Origin of the sequence: Amycolatopsis sp. NPDC047767 (assembly GCF_040704195.1) — a bacterium.
GTDB lineage: Bacteria > Actinomycetota > Actinomycetes > Mycobacteriales > Pseudonocardiaceae > Amycolatopsis.
Genome location: NZ_JBEYSJ010000007.1, coordinates 302,625 through 319,323 on the forward strand (window position 1 = coordinate 302,625; position 16,699 = coordinate 319,323).

Consider the following 16,699-nt stretch of genomic DNA (forward strand, 5'->3'; position numbering starts at 1 on the left):
GCCGTGCCTGCCGTGCCTGCCGTGCCTGCCGTGCCCCAGCCGTGGCGAGTCCGACCGAAGGTCTGCCCGTGCGGCGAGCGCCGACTGCTATCTCCGCGAGCCCTCGACGCTCCTCGGCCGCGTTGCGGGCATCCCGCCGGCGTGTCACCCTGCGGGGCATCGAGGCGCCCCCACGCCACGCCACCCGTTCACCGAAACCCCGGCGCTCACACCCCGTCGCGGCTGTTCACCCGCTGAGAGCGGCGGTTTGTCGGGTTTTCGCGGAGCGCGACTTTCCCCGCGTCAACAGCGACGCAGCGTGACTTTTCACCCCTTCGAGTGGCGGTGTAATCGCCCGACCGGGACTTTCTACTGAAGTCTGTCGTCACGCAGTGAGAAAATTGCAAAAACTTCTGCACGTGCATTTACCGCTGCATGAGCGCGTGCTAGCGTCCCAGTCACAGGTAGATGCACGTGCAGATTCCTGAGCTTTTCACCGTCCCGGAAGGTGGGGATCATGGCTGAGCGGTTCGAGAACGGCATTCCGGCCGACCGTCTGACCGGCGCCCAGTGGCGCAAGGCGAGCTACAGCGGCGCTGTGGGCAACTGTGTGGAGGTCGCTCCGCTGGCTTCCGGCGAGATCGCGATGCGCAACTCCCGCTTCCCGACCGGCCCGGCGCTCGTGTACACCCGCGCGGAGATGGCCGCGTTCCTCGCCGGCGCGAAGGACGGCGAATTCGACGATGTCCTCGGCTGACGCGCTGGAGACCGTCGAGATCGGTCTCCAGGAGCTCATCGGCCGCGGCTACCAGTTCGTGCACCAGACGGACGCGAACGGCGAGTTCGAAGCCGTCGTCGGCGTCCGGGTGCACGACAACGTGGTGGACGTCGTCCGGCTCAATGCCGAGGACGACGCGATCGCCACGCGCGTGCCGGGCACGGAGGACAACGTCTTCGAGCCCGAGAGGTGGCTGTGGCGCCGCCGCGGTGAGGTGGCCGAGGTGCTGACCGAGGTCCTCGCGCTCCCCGACGAGGAAACCAAGGCGCTCGCCCCCGCCAAGGGGTGCTGGGTGCCCGGGCGCGGCGGCACTTCGAAGTGGCTCGCGGCCCGCTGAAAAACCCTTGATCTTCAGGCCCCGTGCGAGGTGGACAGCCACGTCGTGCGGGGCCTGGTTCATGCTCAGGGCCGAGAACCAAGATCCACAACGCGAGCACCGCTCTCTCAAACGCCGTGGTGAAGTGGGGAGAACCACGTCGCGCACGGCGTGACCCGCCTTAACACCCCTTACACTTGGACTTGGCCCGCCCACGTCTTCCTGGGAGCACCTCGGTGGTTTCCGACCCCTCCGCCAGTCCTGACCAGCCCGACCCGGAACCCCGCGAGGAGTGTGGCGTCTTCGGCGTCTGGGCTCCCGGGGAAGAGGTCGCGAAGCTGACCTACTACGGCCTGTACGCGCTGCAGCACCGCGGGCAGGAGGCGGCCGGCATCTCGGTCTCCGACGGCTCGCAGATCGTGGTCTTCAAGGACCTCGGCCTGGTCAGCCAGGTGTTCGACGAGCAGGTGCTGCAGTCGCTGCAGGGCCACATCGCCGTCGGGCACTGCCGCTACTCCACGACCGGCGCCACGATCTGGGAGAACGCGCAGCCGATCTTCCGCACCACCGCCACCGGCAGCGGCCTGTCGTTCGCGCACAACGGCAACCTCGTCAACACCGCCGAGCTGCGCGACCGCACGAAGGCCGCCGGTCTCAAGCCGCACGCGGGCCTCACCGGCTCGTCCAGCGACTCCGACCTCGTCTGCGGCCTGCTCGCCGCCAACGCGGCCGACAAGGGCATCGAGGCCGCGGCCATGGAGCTGCTGCCGACGCTCAAGGGCGCGTTCTGCCTGGTCTTCGCCGACGAGAACACCCTCTACGCCGCCCGCGACCCCCACGGCGTGCACCCGCTGGTGCTCGGCCGCCTGGAGCGCGGCTGGGTCGTGGCGAGCGAGACGGCCGCGCTGGACATCTGCGGCGCGTCGTTCGTGCGCGAGGTCGAGCCGGGTGAGCTCATCGCCATCGACGCCGAAGGCCTGCGCTCGTCGCGCTTCGCGAACCCGGAGCCCAAGGGCTGCGTGTTCGAGTACGTCTACCTCGCCCGCCCCGACACCACGATCGCCGGCCGCAGCGTGCACGCCACGCGTGTGGAGATCGGCCGACGGCTCGCCGGCGAGCATCCGGCCGACGCCGACCTGGTCATGCCCGTACCGGAGTCCGGCACGCCGGCCGCGATCGGCTACGCGCAGGGCTCGGGCATCCCCTACGGCACCGGCCTGGTGAAAAACGCCTACGTCGGGCGCACGTTCATCCAGCCGTCGCAGACGATCCGCCAGCTGGGCATCCGGCTGAAGCTCAACCCGCTGCGCGACGTGATCCGCGGCAAGCGCCTGGTCGTGGTCGACGACTCGATCGTGCGCGGCAACACCCAGCGCGCGCTCGTGCGCATGCTGCGCGAGGCCGGCGCGCTCGAGGTCCACGTGCGGATCGCCTCGCCGCCCGTGCGCTGGCCGTGCTTCTACGGCATCGACTTCGCCTCGCGCGCCGAGCTCGTGGCCAACGGTGTCGACCTCGACGGCATCCGCCGCTCGATCGGAGCCGACTCGCTGGGCTACATCTCGCTCGACGGCCTGGTCGCGGCCTCGGAGCAGCCGAAGTCGCGCCTGTGCACCGCGTGCTTCTCCGGCGAATACCCCATCGACCTGCCGGACGACGCGTTGATCGGCAAGCACCTGCTGGAAAGCATGGATTCGGTCAATGGCAAAGCGACTCCGGTCAGCCCGGCCGGGTACGGTGCCGAAGACGCCGTCCGGCGTCCCTAGTCCGAATTGTCCAGTAGGGAGTCCGCTTCCGTGAGCGAGTCCACGAGCGCCACGTACGCAGCCGCCGGCGTCAGCATCGAAGCCGGTGACCAGGCCGTCGAGCTGCTCAAGCCCCACGCCGAGCGCGCCACCCGCCCGGAGGTGCGCGGCGGGGTCGGCGGGTTCGCGGGGCTGTTCTCGCTCAAGCTCGACAAGTGGAAAGAGCCGGTGCTCGCGTCGTCCACCGACGGCGTGGGCACCAAGATCGCGGTCGCGCAGGCGCTCGACAAGCACGACACCGTGGGCATCGACCTGGTGGCCATGGTCGTCGATGACCTGGTCGTGACGGGCGCCGAGCCGCTGTTCCTGCAGGACTACATCGCGGTCGGCAAGGTCGTCCCGGAGAAGATCGCGGCGCTCGTCGGCGGCATCGCCGAGGGCTGCGTGCAGGCCGGCTGCGCCCTGCTCGGCGGCGAGACGGCCGAGCACCCGGGCCTGATGGGCGAGCACGACTACGACATCTCGGCCACGGGCGTCGGCGTGGTCGAGGCGTCCGCGCTGCTCACGCCCGAGAAGGTGCGCCCGGGCGACGTCGTGCTGGCCATGGGCTCCTCCGGTCTGCACTCCAACGGCTACTCGCTGGCCCGCCACGTGCTGCTCGACATCGCGCGCATGCCGCTCGACGGCCACGTCGAGGAGTTCGGCCGCACGCTCGGCGAGGAGCTGCTGGAGCCGACGAAGATCTACGCCAAGGACTGCCTGGCGCTGGCCGCCGAGACCGAGGTGCGCACCTTCGCGCACATCACCGGCGGTGGCCTCGAGGCGAACCTCGCGCGTGTGATGCCGCGCGGGCTGGTTGCGCGGCTGGAGCGGGGCACGTGGACGCCGGCGTCGGTGTTCGCGCTGATCGGGCAGCGCGGCAAGGTCGAGCGCGCCGAGCTGGAGAAGACGTTCAACATGGGCATCGGCATGGTCGCGATCGTGTCGGCCGAGGACGTCGACCGGGCGCTGGCCGTGCTGACCGCGCGCCACGTGCCGGCGTGGATCCTCGGCGACGTGCAGCCGGCCGACGACCCCGACGGCCCGCGCGCCGTGCTCTCGGGCGACCACCCGCGGTTCTAGAAACGCGGTTGTCGCGGCTGGGAGACTGGACAGCGTGGCAGTGGCAGAGGACGTGGTGGTCGGCTCCCGGTTCGTGATCCCGGCGGCCGAGTTGAGCGAGCGCTTCTCCCGGTCGTCCGGACCGGGTGGGCAGGGCGTGAACACCACCGACTCGCGCGTGGAGCTTTCGTTCGACGTCGCGCGGTCGGCGGCGATCCCGGAGCCGTTGCGCGAGCGGATCGTGGCGCGGCTGGCGGGCCGCCTTGTCGACGGCGTGCTCACCATCGCCGCCAGCGAGCAGCGTTCGCAGCTGCAGAACCGCGACGCCGCGCGTGAACGCCTCGCCGACCTGCTGCTCAAGGCCTCCGCGCCGCCGCCGGCCAAGCGGCGTCCCACCAAACCCTCCCGGGGTTCGAAGGAACGCCGCCTGGCCGCGAAGAAACGCCGCAGCGACGTGAAACGCGGCCGCGGCGGCCGGTTCGACGACTAGCTCACCGAGAGGTGCACGCACTCGCCGGCCGGCTGGTAGCCGACGCGGCGGTACACCGTGGCGATGCCAAGGTCGCCGGGGGTGAGGAAGGCCGTGGGGCCACCCCGCTCGTGGACCAGGCGGGTCAGGTACGCCGTGATCGCCGACGCGATGCCGCGGCCGCGGTAGGCCTCGGCGACGGCGATGCCGGCGATCTCGGCCGCACCGTCCACGATGTCCAGCGCGAACCCGCCGCCGATCACCGCGCCGGTCGCGGTGTCCTCGGCGCGCACGGCGCGGTCGCCGAACGAGCGGGTGCTCGCCAGCTCCGCGTCCGACACCTCCGGCGACGCGCCGAAGGCGACGTTCTGCGCCGAACGCAGGCTGCGCACGTCGGCGTCGGTCTCCGGAACGCGGAGCAGGATCCCGGCGGGTGCCGGGCGGTCCACGAAGCCGGTCGGGGTGCAGGTCATGAGCGGCACGCGCCGCTCGAGCGAATACCCCTGCGCGACGAGGAGTTCCTCCAGGCCGGGCGCGGCTTCGGTGAAGAACTCCAGCCGGGGCTGCCGGCCGCGGCGCGCGTACGCCTCGGTCAGCGCGGTGATCTCCTCGGGTGACGGCGCGGCGCCGTCGTCCGGGATCGCGTAGTTGAGCATCGGGTTGTCGCCGGTGCGGGAGAAGGTCGCGAGGAACGGGCCGATCCGTTCGACGTCACGGCCTCGGGGTGCGGTGGCACGGACATACGCCTGAAGGGCGGACATGCTGGGTGAACCCTTTCGGGGTCGAAGGAGACCCACGCGCGCTGCCGAAGCGGGCAGGGCATGGGAAGGACGGCTGACGGGCTCGCGTCAGGCCTGACCTCGGCCGTCGCGAGCAGCGGCGGCAAACATAGGCGTTCCTTCGTCCGAAGATCCGAGAGCTTTCAGTGTCCCAGCGGGCGCAAGCGATTTAGCGCGGTTCGGCCGGCTCAGCGCCGTTCCGGATGCCCGATCCCGGCGTAGCGCGTGTCCCACACCGACCGCGGCACGCGCAGGCGGACGGGCGCGTTGCAGACGGTCCGCCGCACCTGCTGCGGGATCGCGACCACGGGCACCACGTCGAAGTAGCGCCAGCCGCGGCGGGTCAGGGCGGCGCCCAGCGTGGCGCCGATGGTGTTGAGCAGCACGTCGTCGGTCGAGGTCACACGGCCGCTCTGGATGAGGAACTGCGTGGCCTCCACCAGCACGGACGCGCTCAGGGCGGTGAGCGCGATCCGGCTGAGCGACCGCAGCCGGCGCAGGCGCAGCGGCACGAGCGCGCCCAGCGGGCTCAGGAGGAGCAGATTGCCGACGACCTGCCAGAGCGATCCGTCGTCGGACAGCGCGGCGGTGAGGTCGGCGCCGGGCACCAGGTCGAGGGTGCTCCCCGAATCGGTGCCGACGGGCATGATGACCAGGCAGAGCACGAGCGCGCCGAGCGTCACCGCCGTCACATCGACGGCCGCGGTCGCCGACGCGTGGCCGAGGCTGACGTCGCTGCTTCTTCGCCGCCTCCGCGCGGCGAGCAAGGGCCAGCAAAGCAGCGCGTATGGCAACGCGATGGCCGTGATCGGGATGATCCCCCAGAAAGCGCGCAGCAAGGCACCCATGCGCTTCCCTTCTCGAACCCCTCTGAACTGCTTCTTCCCGCCCTCCCAAGATCAACCTTCGCATTGCCGGTTCGAGTCGGCATGCTCAGCGGGCCGCACTATTCGGTGATCTTTCCGGTGGCGCGAAACGGCTTCCCGTGGTTCGGTCGAGGCGCGGACCGTCCATAGTGGATGCTGTGGACAACCCTGTGGAAGGATTGCGCCGACTTGGCGGAAAGCCTTGGTTCACAACGGAAATCAAGGGTTTGAGCCTGTGTACTACCCGGCGAGCTCGCGCGCCTTCTCGATGAGCGCGGACAGGTGCAGGCCACGGTGGACGTCGCACGGGTGCGTGGTCGTGCCACTCGCGACCATGGCCGCGAAGTCGTCCAGCAGAGCCGTGTAGGCCTCCCCGGCGGTGCCTGGTTTGCGGCCGAGTGTCCGGTAGCCGTGCTCGCCGTAGACCGCGACCTCGACCACGGTCGGCTGAACCGGGAGCCGCAGCGACAGCGTCGCGGTGCTCGTCGCGCCGCCCTCGTGGGCGAACATCAGCTGCCACAGGTCGTCGGGGCCGCGGTGGGCCGCGAGCACGTCGGTGATGCGGCCGAGGGCGGCGTCGAGCAGGTCGAACGCGTGCGGGCCGATGTCGGCGAGCGCGCCGCCGGACGCGTCGAGCCGCCACGCCGACGTCGAGTACTGCCCGCCGAGCAACGCGCCCGAAAGCCAGCGTGCGCCGCCGCCGCGCCAGCCGCCCGAGGCGGCGAGGCCGTCGAGCCATTCGCGCGTCTGCTGGGAGAACCGCAGCGTGAGCATCACGAGCGACGCGACGCCGGCCTTGTCCACGGCGTCGGCCAGCCGCTGCGCGCTCGCCAGGTCGGCGGCGATGGGCTTCTCGAGGATCAGGTGCTTGCCGGCCTCGGCCGCGCGCGTCGCGATCTCCGCCTGCACGGCGGGCGGCACGGCGAAGGCTAGGGCGTCGACCAGGGAGAACAGCTCGTCGAGGTCGTCGGTGCCGACCGCGTCGTGGGCCTCGGCCAGCGGGCGGGCGCTGGTGACGCGGCGCGCCCACACGGCGGTGAGCTCGGTGCCGGGGTGTTCGGCCAGTCCCGGCGCGTGCACCGTGGTCGCCCAGGGACCGGTTCCGACGAGGCCGATGCGCAGCTGTCCGACGTCCACGCCCGGAAGTGTAGGTGTGTCCGGCGCCGCTTCCGGCGGGTACCTCCGGTGGGTTAACGTCGGTCAGCTGTACACCACGATCGGGGGAAGCCGGTGGGAATCCGGCGCTGACCCGCAACCGTGAGCGGCCGCCCGCGCGGCCGTGAGCCGGATCGCCCGCCGTGGTCCGACTCGATGCGAGGTTCATCAACGATGCGGTTGTTCCCTGCAGTCCGGCTCCTGGCCGTGGCCGCGCTCCTGGTCACCGCCGGCCTGTCCGGCGCGAGTCCCGCCACCGCGACCGTGCCCGGGAAGGGCACCGCGGGCTACTGTCCCGACGCCACCGGCGTGACGGTGGTGGTCGACTTCCAGGACCTCGGTGGCGACACCCTGATCCGCTGCGCGCCCGGGCCGCAGGCCGACGGGGTGGCGGCCATGCAGAACGCGGGCCTCGACATCGCGGGCGTCGGCAAGTACGGCCTGGCGCTGATCTGCAAGATCGAGGGCAAACCGGTCGACCAGTCGTGCTCGGGGATGCCGCCGGAGAGCGCGTCGTGGAGCTTCTGGACGGCGACCGACGGCGGCAAGTGGGCTTCGAGCCAGGTCGGGGTGCAGGGCTGGAAGCCGCCGGCGGGGAGCTTCGAGGGCTGGTCGTTCGCGCACAACAAGTCCTTCCAGGACTACCCGCCGCCGCGGGTGGCGCCGGTGCGGAAGGCCAACGCGCCGGTTCCCGCGGCCGCGTCGACGGATTCCGGCGGCAGCGGCTTTCCGTGGAGCCTGGTGATCGGGCTCGTCGTGATCGTGGCGCTGGTCGTCGCCGGAGTGGTCGTCGGGCTGCGGCGCAGGCGTGCTGCCCGGTAACGCGCGGGCTCTGCACCCGGGTGCGTGGTGGGTGTGGGCGCTCGCGCTCGCCGTCGCCGCGAGCCGCACCACCAACCCGTTGCTGCTCGCGCTGGTGATCGCCGTGGCCGGGTTCGTGGTGGTGAACCGCCGGGGCGACGCGCCGTGGGCGCTGGCTTTTCGCGTGTACGCGCTGGTCGCGGCCGTGATCGTGGTGTCGCGCGTGCTGTTCCGCATCCTCATCGGCGGCGAGGACGGCGGCCACGTGCTGTTCACGCTGCCGACGATCCCATTGCCCGCCGCGGCCGCCGGGATCGAGCTGCTGGGGCCCACGTCGGCCGAGGAGCTGCTCGGCGGCTTCTACGACGGCCTGCGGCTGGCCACGATCGTGCTCTGCGTGGGCGCCGCCAACGCGCTGGCCAACCCGAAACGCCTGCTCAAGGCCGTGCCCGGTGCGTTGGCCGAGGTGAGCACGGCGGTCACGGTGGCGCTTTCGGTGGCCCCGCAGCTGGTGGAGAGCGTGCAGCGGGTGCGGCGCGCGCGCCGGCTGCGCGCGGCGCGTGGACGGGGGCTGAGGTTCGTGAAGGGGGTTTTCGTGCCGGTGCTGGCGGACGCGCTGGACCGCTCGCTCCTGCTCGCGGCGGCCATGGACTCGCGCGGCTACGGCCGGCGCGGGTACCTCGCACCGCGCGTGCGGGTGCTGATCGCCGCTTGCGTGCTCGCCGGACTGGTCGGGGTCGCCGTCGGGGTGTACGGGGTGCTGGACGGGTCGTCGAGCTGGCTCGGCGTGCCGATGCTGGTGGCGGGGCTGGCCGTGGCGTCCGCCGGGTTCGTGCTGGGCGGGCGGCGCATCCAGCGGACGGCGTACCGGCCCGATCCGTGGCGGCTGCCGGAGACGTTGGTGGTGCTGTGCGGCGTCGCGTCGGCGGGGCTGCTGCTGGCTGCTTCGCCGGCCTCGTTGGCCACGTCGGTCAGCCCGCCGGCTTGGCCCACCTTGCCGTTGGTGCCGACGTTGGCCGTGCTGATCGGGGTGCTGCCGGCGTGGCTCGCGCCGCGGCCGCAGTCCGTTGTGGAGGTGGCGCGGTGATCGAGTTCTCGCAGGTCACGGTCACTTACGACGGCGCTTCCGCGCCCGTGCTGCACGGCGTCGACCTCGTGGTGGAGGAAGGCGAACTGTGCCTGGTGGCCGGGCGAACCGGGGTCGGCAAGTCGACTTTTCTCGGTGCCATCAACGGGCTCGTGCCCCACTTCACCGGCGGCACGTTGGCCGGACGGGTGCTCGTCGCCGGTCTGGACACCGCGACGCACCCACCGCGTGAGCTGGCGTCCGTCGTCGGCGTCGTGGGGCAGGACCCGCTCGCGGGGTTCGTCACGGACACTGTGGAGGAAGAGCTCGCGTACGCGATGGAGCAGCTGGCCGTGGCGCCCGACGTGATGCGCAAGCGCGTGGAGGAGACGCTCGACCTGCTGGGCATCGCCGAGCTACGCGACCGTCCACTTCGGACGCTTTCCGGCGGGCAGCAGCAGCGCGTGGCGATCGGGTCGGTGCTCACCGCGCACCCGGGCGTGCTCGTGCTGGACGAACCGACGTCGGCGCTCGACCCGACCGCCGCCGAGGAGGTGCTGGCCGCGATCACGCGGCTGGTGCATGACCTCGGCACCACGGTCGTCGTCGCGGAGCACCGGATGGAGCGTGTGGCGCAGTACGCCGACCGGCTGCTCTACCTCCCGGGCGACGGTTCCGTGCGGTCCGGACCACCGGCGGAGGTGTTCGCGGACGCCGACGTCGCGCCGCCGATCGTGGAGCTCGGCCGGTTCGCGGGCTGGTCGCCGCTGCCGCTCTCGGTGCGGGACGCGCGGCGGCGGGCGGGACCGTTGCGAGAACGGCTCTCGACGGCGGCCCGCCCCGCCGCGGCCCGCGTGCCTACGGAGGCCGTGCTCACCGCGCGGGGGGTGCAGGTGCGCTACGGAGGCGTAGTGGCCGTGCGCGGGGTGGACCTGCGGCTGGGCCGAGGTGAGGTCGTCGCGTTGATGGGGCGCAACGGGTCCGGCAAGTCTTCGCTGCTCTGGGCGCTGCAGGGCAGCGGGCCGCGCTCGGGCGGGACCGTCGACGTGCTGGGTGTGGACCCGGCTGCGGCGCGGCCCCGGGCGGCCCGGTCGCGTGTCGGCTTGGTGCCGCAGACCCCGTCCGACCTGCTGTACCTCGACTCCGTGGCCGCCGAGTGCCGGCAGGCCGACACCGAGTCGGGCGCCGCCGCGGGCACGGCCCGGGCGTTGCTGGACCGGCTGGTTCCGGGCGTCTCACCGGAGGCGAACCCCCGTGACCTGTCCGAAGGCCAGCGGCTCGCGCTCGTGCTGGCCGTGCAGCTGGCCGCCGCGCCGCCGGTTGTCCTGCTCGACGAGCCGACCCGCGGCCTGGACTACCCGGCGAAGCGCCACTTCGCGGCCGTGCTGGCTTCGCTGGCTTCTTCGGGCGTCGCGGTGCTGCTGGCCACGCACGACGTCGAGTTCGTCGCCGTGGCCGCCCACCGCGTGGTGGTCCTGGCCGACGGCGAGGTGGTGGCCGACGGCCCGACGGCCGACGTCGTGGTGTCGTCGCCGGCCTTCGCGCCGCAGGTGGCGAAGGTCCTGGCGCCGCAGGAGTGGCTGACGGTCGCCGAGGTCGAGCAGGCGCTGCGGTGACGGACTTCCTCGGCCCGGCCGTCCGGATCCGGCTGCGAACCGTTTTCGTGCTCGCGGTCGCCGTGGTGCTTGGCCTGGCGATGTTCTGCTGGCCGCTCTTCGTGTCGACGCCACCATCGGGTCACACGGCCGACGCGCCGTTCGTCTTCATGGCGACGCTGCCGGTGCTGATCCTGATCGTGCTCGCCGAACTGTCCAGCGGCGGCCTCGACGCGAAGGCCCTGGCCCTGCTCGGCGTCCTGTCCGCCGTCGACGCCGCGCTGCGCCCCCTCGGCGCCGGCACGGGCGGCATCGAGCTGGTGTTCTTCCTGCTGGTGCTCGCCGGCCGCGTCTTCGGCCCCGGCTTCGGCTTCGTGCTCGGCGCGACCTCGCTCTTCGCGTCCGCCCTGCTCACGGGCGGCGTCGGGCCGTGGCTGCCGTTCCAGATGCTCGCGTCTTCCCTGGTCGGCCTGGGAGCGGGCCTGCTGCCACGCGCTGTGCGCGGCCGCTGGGAGATCGCGCTGCTCGCTGCGTACGGCGTGGTGGCCGCGTACTTCTACGGGCTCGCGATGAGCATGTTCACCTGGCCGTTCCTCGCGGGCGCCTCCTCCCTGGACTTCGTCCCGGGCGCACCCTTGGGCGCCAACCTGCACCGCTTCCTGGTCTTCACGGTCCTCACGTCCACCCTCGGCTGGGACACGGGCCGGGCACTCACGAACCTGGTCGCGATCCTGGTCTTGGGGCCGGCCATCCTGACCCTCCTCCGCCGCGCGGCTCGGAGGGCTTCGTTCAGGCCTTGATCGGGCCGAAGGTCACGACGGCGTCGCAAATGGACGACTCGCTCCACGCCCGTGCGACCGGCGGGACCGTTCGCGGCGCACTGGCCGATCGGCGGGACCGCTCGCGACGAACTCGTGGCCGAGGGGACCGCTCACGTGGTGGGTTGCGGTCCGAACGGTCCACTCGCGCCTGCGCGCGGGGTGAAACGAGACCGCTCGTCGGCCCGCCCGACGGACCGCTCGCACTGCCGTGCAGCGGCCTAGCGGCGCGGTGAACCTGCCGGCAAACAGGCGATCAGCGATCAGTATGTGTAAAAGCCCCGCCCGGACTTCTTCCCCATCAGCCCCGCGTCGACCATGCGCAGGAGGAGCGGAGGGGCCGCGTAGAGGGGTTCCTTGAACTCGTCGTACATCGAGTCCGCGATGGCCTTCACGGTGTCGAGGCCGATGAGGTCCGACAGGCGCAGCGGGCCCATCGGGTGGGCCGTCCCGAGTTCCATGCCGCGGTCGATGTCTTCGGCGGTGGCGAAGCCGGATTCGACCATGCGGATCGCGGAGAGCAGGTAGGGCACCAGCAGCGAGTTGACGATGAAGCCGGCGCGGTCCTGGGCGCGGATCACCGTCTTGCCCAGGGCTCCGGCGTGTTCCTCGGCGCGGCGGGCGGTGTCGTCGGCCGTGAGCAGCGACGGGACCAGCTCGACGAGCGGCAGCACGGGCACCGGGTTGAAGAAGTGGATGCCCACGACCTGCTGCGGGCGGCTCGTGGCCATGGCGATCTTGACGATCGGGATGGACGACGTGTTGGACGCGAAGATCGCGTCGGGGCGGGAGACGAGCTTGTCGAGCTGGGCGAAGACGTCGGTCTTGGCCTGTTCCTGCTCCAGGATGGCCTCGATGACCAGGTCGCGGTCCGCGAGGTCGGCCAGGTCCGTCGTGAAGCGAAGGCGCCCCAACGCCGCGGCGGCGTCGTCAGCCGAGAGCTTGCCGTTCTTCACGCCGCGCTGCAGCGACTTCTCGATGCGCGCCTTGCCGGCGTCGAGGGCAGCCTGGCTGACCTCGGTGATCACCACGTCGAAACCCGACTTGGCGTGCACCTCGGCGATGCCCGAGCCCATCTGCCCGGCACCCACCACGCCGACTCGCTGAATGTCTGTCACCGGCTAGCTCCTTCGTCACGCAGGCACAGAAAATGGGCAGCACGCGACGCGCGAGGGTGGTGCCGGGCAGTGCCCGGACTCCACCCTCGCGTATCGCGTCTGCTCAACGCCGGTATTCGTCGTACCCGTCGTCGTACGGGTCCTCGTACCGGTTGTCGTCCTCGTGCCCGTTGTTGGCCGAGGAATCACTCGACAGCTCGCGCTGCAAAGCATCGAAATCGGTGTCGTGGGAGCTGTACTTGAGCTCGCGCGCCACCTTCGTCTGCTTGGCCTTAGCCCGGCCGCGCCCCATGGCTCGACCCCCTCGCACAGGGGCGGGGCGGCCGGGGGAATCGGCGGCCCCGCATCGTCTCGACAGTTCTTTCCTGGTCACACCGTACCGTGTCCCGGGGGTTCGATGCGACGTGGCACGGTGTGCCGGTGGCGACAGTGTCCGCCGGACGCCGGTTACCGGCCTGTCGGTGGGGATCGGCGCAGGTGGGCGTGCCACGATGCTCAGGTGCTCCGTCCCTTCGTGGCGTATCTGAGGGTGTACGAACCCCTGCTCGCGCTCGGCGACCCGCCCGACGACCGGCTGCGTGAAGCCGTCGCCGCGGCGAAGCTGCGCCGGGCCGCGATCGGCGAACGCGAGCAGTCCGTGTGGCTCAAGTCACAGGCTGCCGCGCCCGCCCGGTTGCTGCCCGCGGAGCTCGCCGACGGGCGGCCCGCGCCGAGCCTGCTCACCGACGTCCTCGTGCTCGACCCGGCGGAGGTCCCGGCCGGTCACCCCGGCGAAGGCCCGTTCGTGTGCCCGCTCGAACTGCGCGCCCGCGCGGCCGCCGCGCTGGTGACCTTCCTCGGCGACGCGACCCCGGCGTTGAAGAACGCCGTGCTCGACGCCGGCGGCGTCTCGGCCGACCGCGCCCGCTCGCGCACGAAGGCGGCGATGGCCGACCTGACCACGGCCGCCGCCCACACCCTCACCACCACCTGGACCGTGCCGCTGCCGTGGTTCGTCCTCGTCGACCCCGACGAGCGCAAGCTCGTTCTCGGCTCCGGCCAGGACGATCCGGCGCGCGAGCTCTCCTGGCGCACGTCGATGTCCGACGCGCTGACCCGCGCGGCTGAGGCCGGCGAGCTGATCGAGGCCGCGTTCGGCGACTCCGGTCCGGGTCGCGTCCTGTCGCAGACGCAACGGTGGCTGGAGAGCTTCGACCCCGACTCCGTGGTGGAGCTGGACTACGGCGGCCTCGTGCAGCTGTTCGCCGACGCGATCCTCGAGTCCGACACCACGGCCGAGGAGGTCCACGACATCCTCGAAGCCCTGCGCACCGGCAATGTCGAGGAGCTGGCCGAGCTGTTCTCCGAGCTGCGCGAGTTCTGGGGCGACCTCGCGGCTAGGGAGCGCTCCAACTGACCCGCAGCCGGCCCACGGGCCGGCCACCACCGAGCACCGGCGGGTTCGCGAGGACTTCGAGGTCGGAGACGTCCACGCCCAGGTGCGCGAGCACCGCCACGGCCAGCGGCGCACAGCCGCGCTTCGCGCCGTCGGACATCTTCAGCGCCACCGCCGTGCCGTCGGCCAGAGCGAAGGCCAGCACGCCCTCGGCGCCGATCTTCGAGAGCAGCCCCGGCACCCCGCCCATCAGCGCGGTGTCCTCCCGGTCCGTGCCGGCGACCAGCCACGGGTGCGCGCGCATGGCGTCGGCCACGCGCCGCTCGTCCGAACCGGAAGGCGCCTGCACCAACCGGCCGAACGCACGGGCCAGGCCCGTGAGCGAGTAGGCGAACAGCGGCGCGCCGCAGCCGTCGACGCCGGTCGTGGCGATCGGTTCCCCGGTCAGCTCCACCACGGTGTCGGCCAGGGCCTTCTGCAACGGGTGACCGGGCTGCTCGTAACCGTCGGTCGGCCAGCCCGCGGCGACGCACGTGGCGAGCATCCCGGCGTGCTTGCCGGAGCAGTTCATCGTGACGCGCAACGGCTCGGTCGCCGCGTGCATCGTCGGCTCGTGCAGCGGGTACGCGGGCGGGCAGGCCAGCGCCGACTCGTCGAGACCGGCCGCCGCGAGCATCGCCGCGACGCGCTCGACGTGGCCGGATTCGCCGGAGTGGGAGCCGCAGGCCAGCGCGAGGTCGGCGCTGTCGTAGTCCAGGCCGGAGCGCAGCATGCCGACGCCCTGCAGGGGTTTGGTCGACGACCGCGGGAAGACGGGGCCGGTCACGTCGCCCACGGAGTGGATCACGCTGCCGTCCGGCGCCGTGATCACCAGCGAACCGCGGTGCACGCTTTCCACGAGGCCGGACCGCTCGACCTCGACGAGAACCGGTTCCGTCACTCTTCGGTGCGTCCCAGCTCGGAGTCGAGCAGCTCGTCGACGGTCGCGGAGCCGCGCTGGTAGCGGCCGGCGATCTCGGCGTTGAGCGTGTCCATCACGCCTTGCACCTGGCGCCGGAACGTGGACACCGAAGACTCCTCGGTGGCGTACGTGTCGAGCGCGGCGGCGAGTTTGTCGTCGGAGAGCGTGCCGACGTCGGTGAGGTCCGTGTCGCCGATCAGCGCCTCGGCGTGGCGGCGGTGCTCGCCGGCGCGCGAAGGTTCGAGCTGCTGGTGGCGCCCGGAACCGGTGGCGGGGCCGAGCGCGTTGTCGGCGAGGATCGTGGCGAGCTGGTCGACGATGCTGTTGACGCCACCGGACGACCGGCGCTGCTGTTCCGCGCGCACGATGTCGATCCGCGCGTGCAGCAGCCGGCGCAGGTACGAGAGGTCGGTCTCCTCCTGCGCGGCCTCGTCACGGCGTTCGCGCAGCACCGGCAGCGGCAGGTCGCCGAGTCCGGTGAGGTATCCCGGGGCGAGGACGCGGTCGATCCGCCGTCGCCCACCGGGACGCACTTCGATCACGGGCACATCCTGCTCTAGATTCCCCGACAATGCTACCGCCGGGTTCAGTTCAGCCCCGCAACCGTTGCGCGGCCTCCCGACCAGGTGCGGCGTGCTCGCCCGGCACGGAGTCGGGGTCCACGATGGCCTGAACGGTGCGGTCAGTGGGGTTTTCAGAGTCGTCCTGTTTGTCGTCTTTCCCCAGGCCGGCGAGCAGTTCCGCGCCCGCCGGCACGGAGCGTTTGACCAAGGCCAGCGCGATCGGGCCGAGCTCGTGGTGCTGCACGACGGTGCCCACGCGGCCCACCACACGTTCGCCGAGGCGCACCGGGTCACCCGTTTCGGGCGTGATCTCGGGTGAACCGTCGAGGTGCAGCAGCGCCAGGTAGCGCGGCGGGCGCCCGACGTTGTGCACCTTCGCGACGGTTTCCTGGCCGCGGTAGCAGCCCTTCGCCACGTGGGCGGCGCTGCCGATCCAGCCGACCTCGTGCGGAATGGTGCGGTCGTCGGTGTCCACGGCGACGCGCGGGTGCCGCGACTCCACGCGCAGCGCGTCGAACGTCCAGCTGCCGGCCGGGCGCGCGCCCGCGTCGGTGAGGCGCTGCCACCACGTCGCGAGCTCTTCGCGCGGCACCAGAAGGTCCACACTGGACCGAGACGGCCACGGCATGCGGCGGGCGAAACCGCCGCCGGGCAACGCCGACACGGCATACGGCTCGGCGCCGACCTCCACCCCCACGGCCGTGAGCACGCGTTCGGCCTCCGGCCCGAGCACGGTGAGGACGGCGAGTTCCGTTGTGGCGTCGCGGATCTCGACCTTCGACCAGAACTTCATCGCCTCGAGGTATTCACGCAACGTCTGCTTGCCGCCCTTGGGCAGCGCGCTCGAGGCGACGGGGCCCGGGTCGCTGTCGAGCCAGACGGTGCCGTCGAGGTGCGCCAGCACGAAGTGCGTGTCGATGTGGCCCTGACTGTCGAGCACGAGGGCTTCGGTGCCTGACCCTTCGGGCAGCTCCGTCACGTGCTGGGAGATCACGAGGTGCAGCCAGCTCAAGCGTTCTTCGCCTGAAACAGCCAGGACTTCGCGGTGCGAGCGGTCGATCACGACCACACCGCGCGCGGCGGTGCGCTGCTCGGCGAACGGATCGCCCCAGTGCCACGGAACTCCCGCCTCGGGGTGTCCGTCGGGCGCGGCGATCGCGCGGGGGGCTTCGAGCAACGGCGAGCGGTAGGCCATAACCACAAGACTATGTGAGTAC

18 protein-coding genes and 1 riboswitch are annotated in these 16,699 nt (G+C 71.8%); of the genes, 10 read left to right on the forward strand and 8 right to left on the reverse strand.

Translation table 11 applies throughout. The annotated features are described in order from the left end of the window. The first annotated feature begins 496 nt into the window (after positions 1-496). The 5 genes from AB0878_RS16145 to arfB all read left to right on the forward strand — a co-directional run bounded on the left by AB0878_RS16145 (position 497) and on the right by arfB (position 4,406). Positions 497-736 (forward strand): DUF397 domain-containing protein, encoded by a 240-nt coding sequence (locus tag AB0878_RS16145; RefSeq protein ID WP_220245081.1) that lies wholly within the window; start codon positions 497-499, stop codon positions 734-736. Beyond that, positions 723-1,094, forward strand: a complete 372-nt coding sequence (locus AB0878_RS16150; protein ID WP_366580462.1) for a hypothetical protein — start codon at positions 723-725, stop codon at positions 1,092-1,094. The genes AB0878_RS16145 and AB0878_RS16150 overlap by 14 nt, the downstream gene beginning before the upstream one ends. Positions 1,095-1,309: 215 nt before the next feature. Continuing rightward, positions 1,310-2,836: an amidophosphoribosyltransferase gene (gene purF / locus AB0878_RS16155; RefSeq protein WP_366580463.1), complete on the forward strand. Its 1,527-nt coding sequence runs from the start codon at positions 1,310-1,312 to the stop codon at positions 2,834-2,836. A gap of 30 nt (positions 2,837-2,866) precedes the next feature. After that, a complete protein-coding gene (gene purM / locus AB0878_RS16160; protein ID WP_366580464.1) occupies positions 2,867-3,937 on the forward strand; it encodes a phosphoribosylformylglycinamidine cyclo-ligase in 1,071 nt (356 codons plus the stop codon). Between the two features lie 40 nt (positions 3,938-3,977). Then, positions 3,978-4,406 (forward strand): alternative ribosome rescue aminoacyl-tRNA hydrolase ArfB, encoded by a 429-nt coding sequence (gene arfB, locus AB0878_RS16165; RefSeq protein ID WP_366580561.1) that lies wholly within the window; start codon positions 3,978-3,980, stop codon positions 4,404-4,406. Here the strand turns inward: arfB and AB0878_RS16170 are convergent. The 3 genes from AB0878_RS16170 to AB0878_RS16180 form a co-directional block, all read right to left on the reverse strand. Then, positions 4,403-5,146: a GNAT family N-acetyltransferase gene (locus AB0878_RS16170; RefSeq protein WP_366580465.1), complete on the reverse strand. Its 744-nt coding sequence runs from the start codon at positions 5,144-5,146 to the stop codon at positions 4,403-4,405. The genes arfB and AB0878_RS16170 overlap by 4 nt on opposite strands. Before the next feature lie 206 nt (positions 5,147-5,352). Next, on the reverse strand, positions 5,353-6,012 hold the full coding sequence (locus AB0878_RS16175) for a VanZ family protein (RefSeq protein WP_366580467.1): 660 nt from the start codon (positions 6,010-6,012) through the stop codon (positions 5,353-5,355). A 258-nt stretch (positions 6,013-6,270) separates the two neighbouring features. Further along, a complete protein-coding gene (locus AB0878_RS16180) occupies positions 6,271-7,167 on the reverse strand; it encodes a Gfo/Idh/MocA family oxidoreductase (protein ID WP_366580469.1) in 897 nt (298 codons plus the stop codon). 43 nt (positions 7,168-7,210) lie between these two features. Beyond that, a riboswitch (cobalamin riboswitch) is annotated at positions 7,211-7,346 on the forward strand. 13 nt (positions 7,347-7,359) lie between these two features. Here AB0878_RS16180 and AB0878_RS16185 point away from each other — a divergent pair. From AB0878_RS16185 to AB0878_RS16200, 4 genes are read left to right on the forward strand one after another with little or no spacing between them, the layout of a single operon-like run. Continuing rightward, the gene (locus AB0878_RS16185) at positions 7,360-8,007 is read left to right on the forward strand and encodes a hypothetical protein (RefSeq protein ID WP_366580471.1); all 648 of its coding nucleotides are present in this window, start codon (positions 7,360-7,362) and stop codon (positions 8,005-8,007) included. Further along, positions 7,997-9,073, forward strand: a complete 1,077-nt coding sequence (locus AB0878_RS16190; RefSeq protein WP_366580563.1) for a CbiQ family ECF transporter T component — start codon at positions 7,997-7,999, stop codon at positions 9,071-9,073. The genes AB0878_RS16185 and AB0878_RS16190 overlap by 11 nt, the downstream gene beginning before the upstream one ends. Beyond that, positions 9,070-10,668 carry an ATP-binding cassette domain-containing protein gene (locus AB0878_RS16195; protein ID WP_366580473.1) on the forward strand — a complete coding sequence of 533 codons (1,599 nt, stop codon included), beginning with the start codon at positions 9,070-9,072 and terminating at the stop codon, positions 10,666-10,668. Before AB0878_RS16190 ends, AB0878_RS16195 begins: the two co-directional genes overlap by 4 nt. Then, positions 10,665-11,447, forward strand: a complete 783-nt coding sequence (locus AB0878_RS16200) for an ECF transporter S component (protein WP_366580475.1) — start codon at positions 10,665-10,667, stop codon at positions 11,445-11,447. The genes AB0878_RS16195 and AB0878_RS16200 overlap by 4 nt, the downstream gene beginning before the upstream one ends. Before the next feature lie 281 nt (positions 11,448-11,728). Here the strand turns inward: AB0878_RS16200 and AB0878_RS16205 are convergent, their stop codons facing one another. Both AB0878_RS16205 and AB0878_RS16210 read right to left on the reverse strand, forming a co-directional pair. Beyond that, positions 11,729-12,583, reverse strand: coding sequence for a 3-hydroxybutyryl-CoA dehydrogenase (locus AB0878_RS16205; protein ID WP_366580477.1), 855 nt, complete (start codon positions 12,581-12,583; stop codon positions 11,729-11,731). A 103-nt stretch (positions 12,584-12,686) separates the two neighbouring features. Beyond that, on the reverse strand, positions 12,687-12,875 hold the full coding sequence (locus tag AB0878_RS16210; RefSeq protein ID WP_360597910.1) for a DUF3073 domain-containing protein: 189 nt from the start codon (positions 12,873-12,875) through the stop codon (positions 12,687-12,689). A gap of 207 nt (positions 12,876-13,082) precedes the next feature. Here AB0878_RS16210 and AB0878_RS16215 point away from each other — a divergent pair, with 207 nt between their 5' ends. Further along, positions 13,083-13,979 (forward strand): hypothetical protein, encoded by an 897-nt coding sequence (locus AB0878_RS16215; protein WP_366580480.1) that lies wholly within the window; start codon positions 13,083-13,085, stop codon positions 13,977-13,979. On the opposite strand, the gene AB0878_RS16220 is transcribed toward AB0878_RS16215, so the two are convergent. Genes AB0878_RS16220 through AB0878_RS16230 form a run of 3 tightly spaced genes read right to left on the reverse strand, consistent with a single transcriptional unit; the run spans position 13,960 to position 16,677 of the window. Further along, positions 13,960-14,898, reverse strand: coding sequence for an asparaginase (locus AB0878_RS16220; RefSeq protein WP_366580482.1), 939 nt, complete (start codon positions 14,896-14,898; stop codon positions 13,960-13,962). The genes AB0878_RS16215 and AB0878_RS16220 overlap by 20 nt on opposite strands. Then, a complete protein-coding gene (locus AB0878_RS16225) occupies positions 14,895-15,461 on the reverse strand; it encodes an aerial mycelium formation protein (RefSeq protein ID WP_366580484.1) in 567 nt (188 codons plus the stop codon). The genes AB0878_RS16220 and AB0878_RS16225 overlap by 4 nt, the downstream gene beginning before the upstream one ends. A gap of 49 nt (positions 15,462-15,510) precedes the next feature. Next, positions 15,511-16,677 (reverse strand): folate-binding protein, encoded by a 1,167-nt coding sequence (locus AB0878_RS16230; protein WP_366580486.1) that lies wholly within the window; start codon positions 16,675-16,677, stop codon positions 15,511-15,513. Positions 16,678-16,699: the final 22 nt, after the last annotated feature.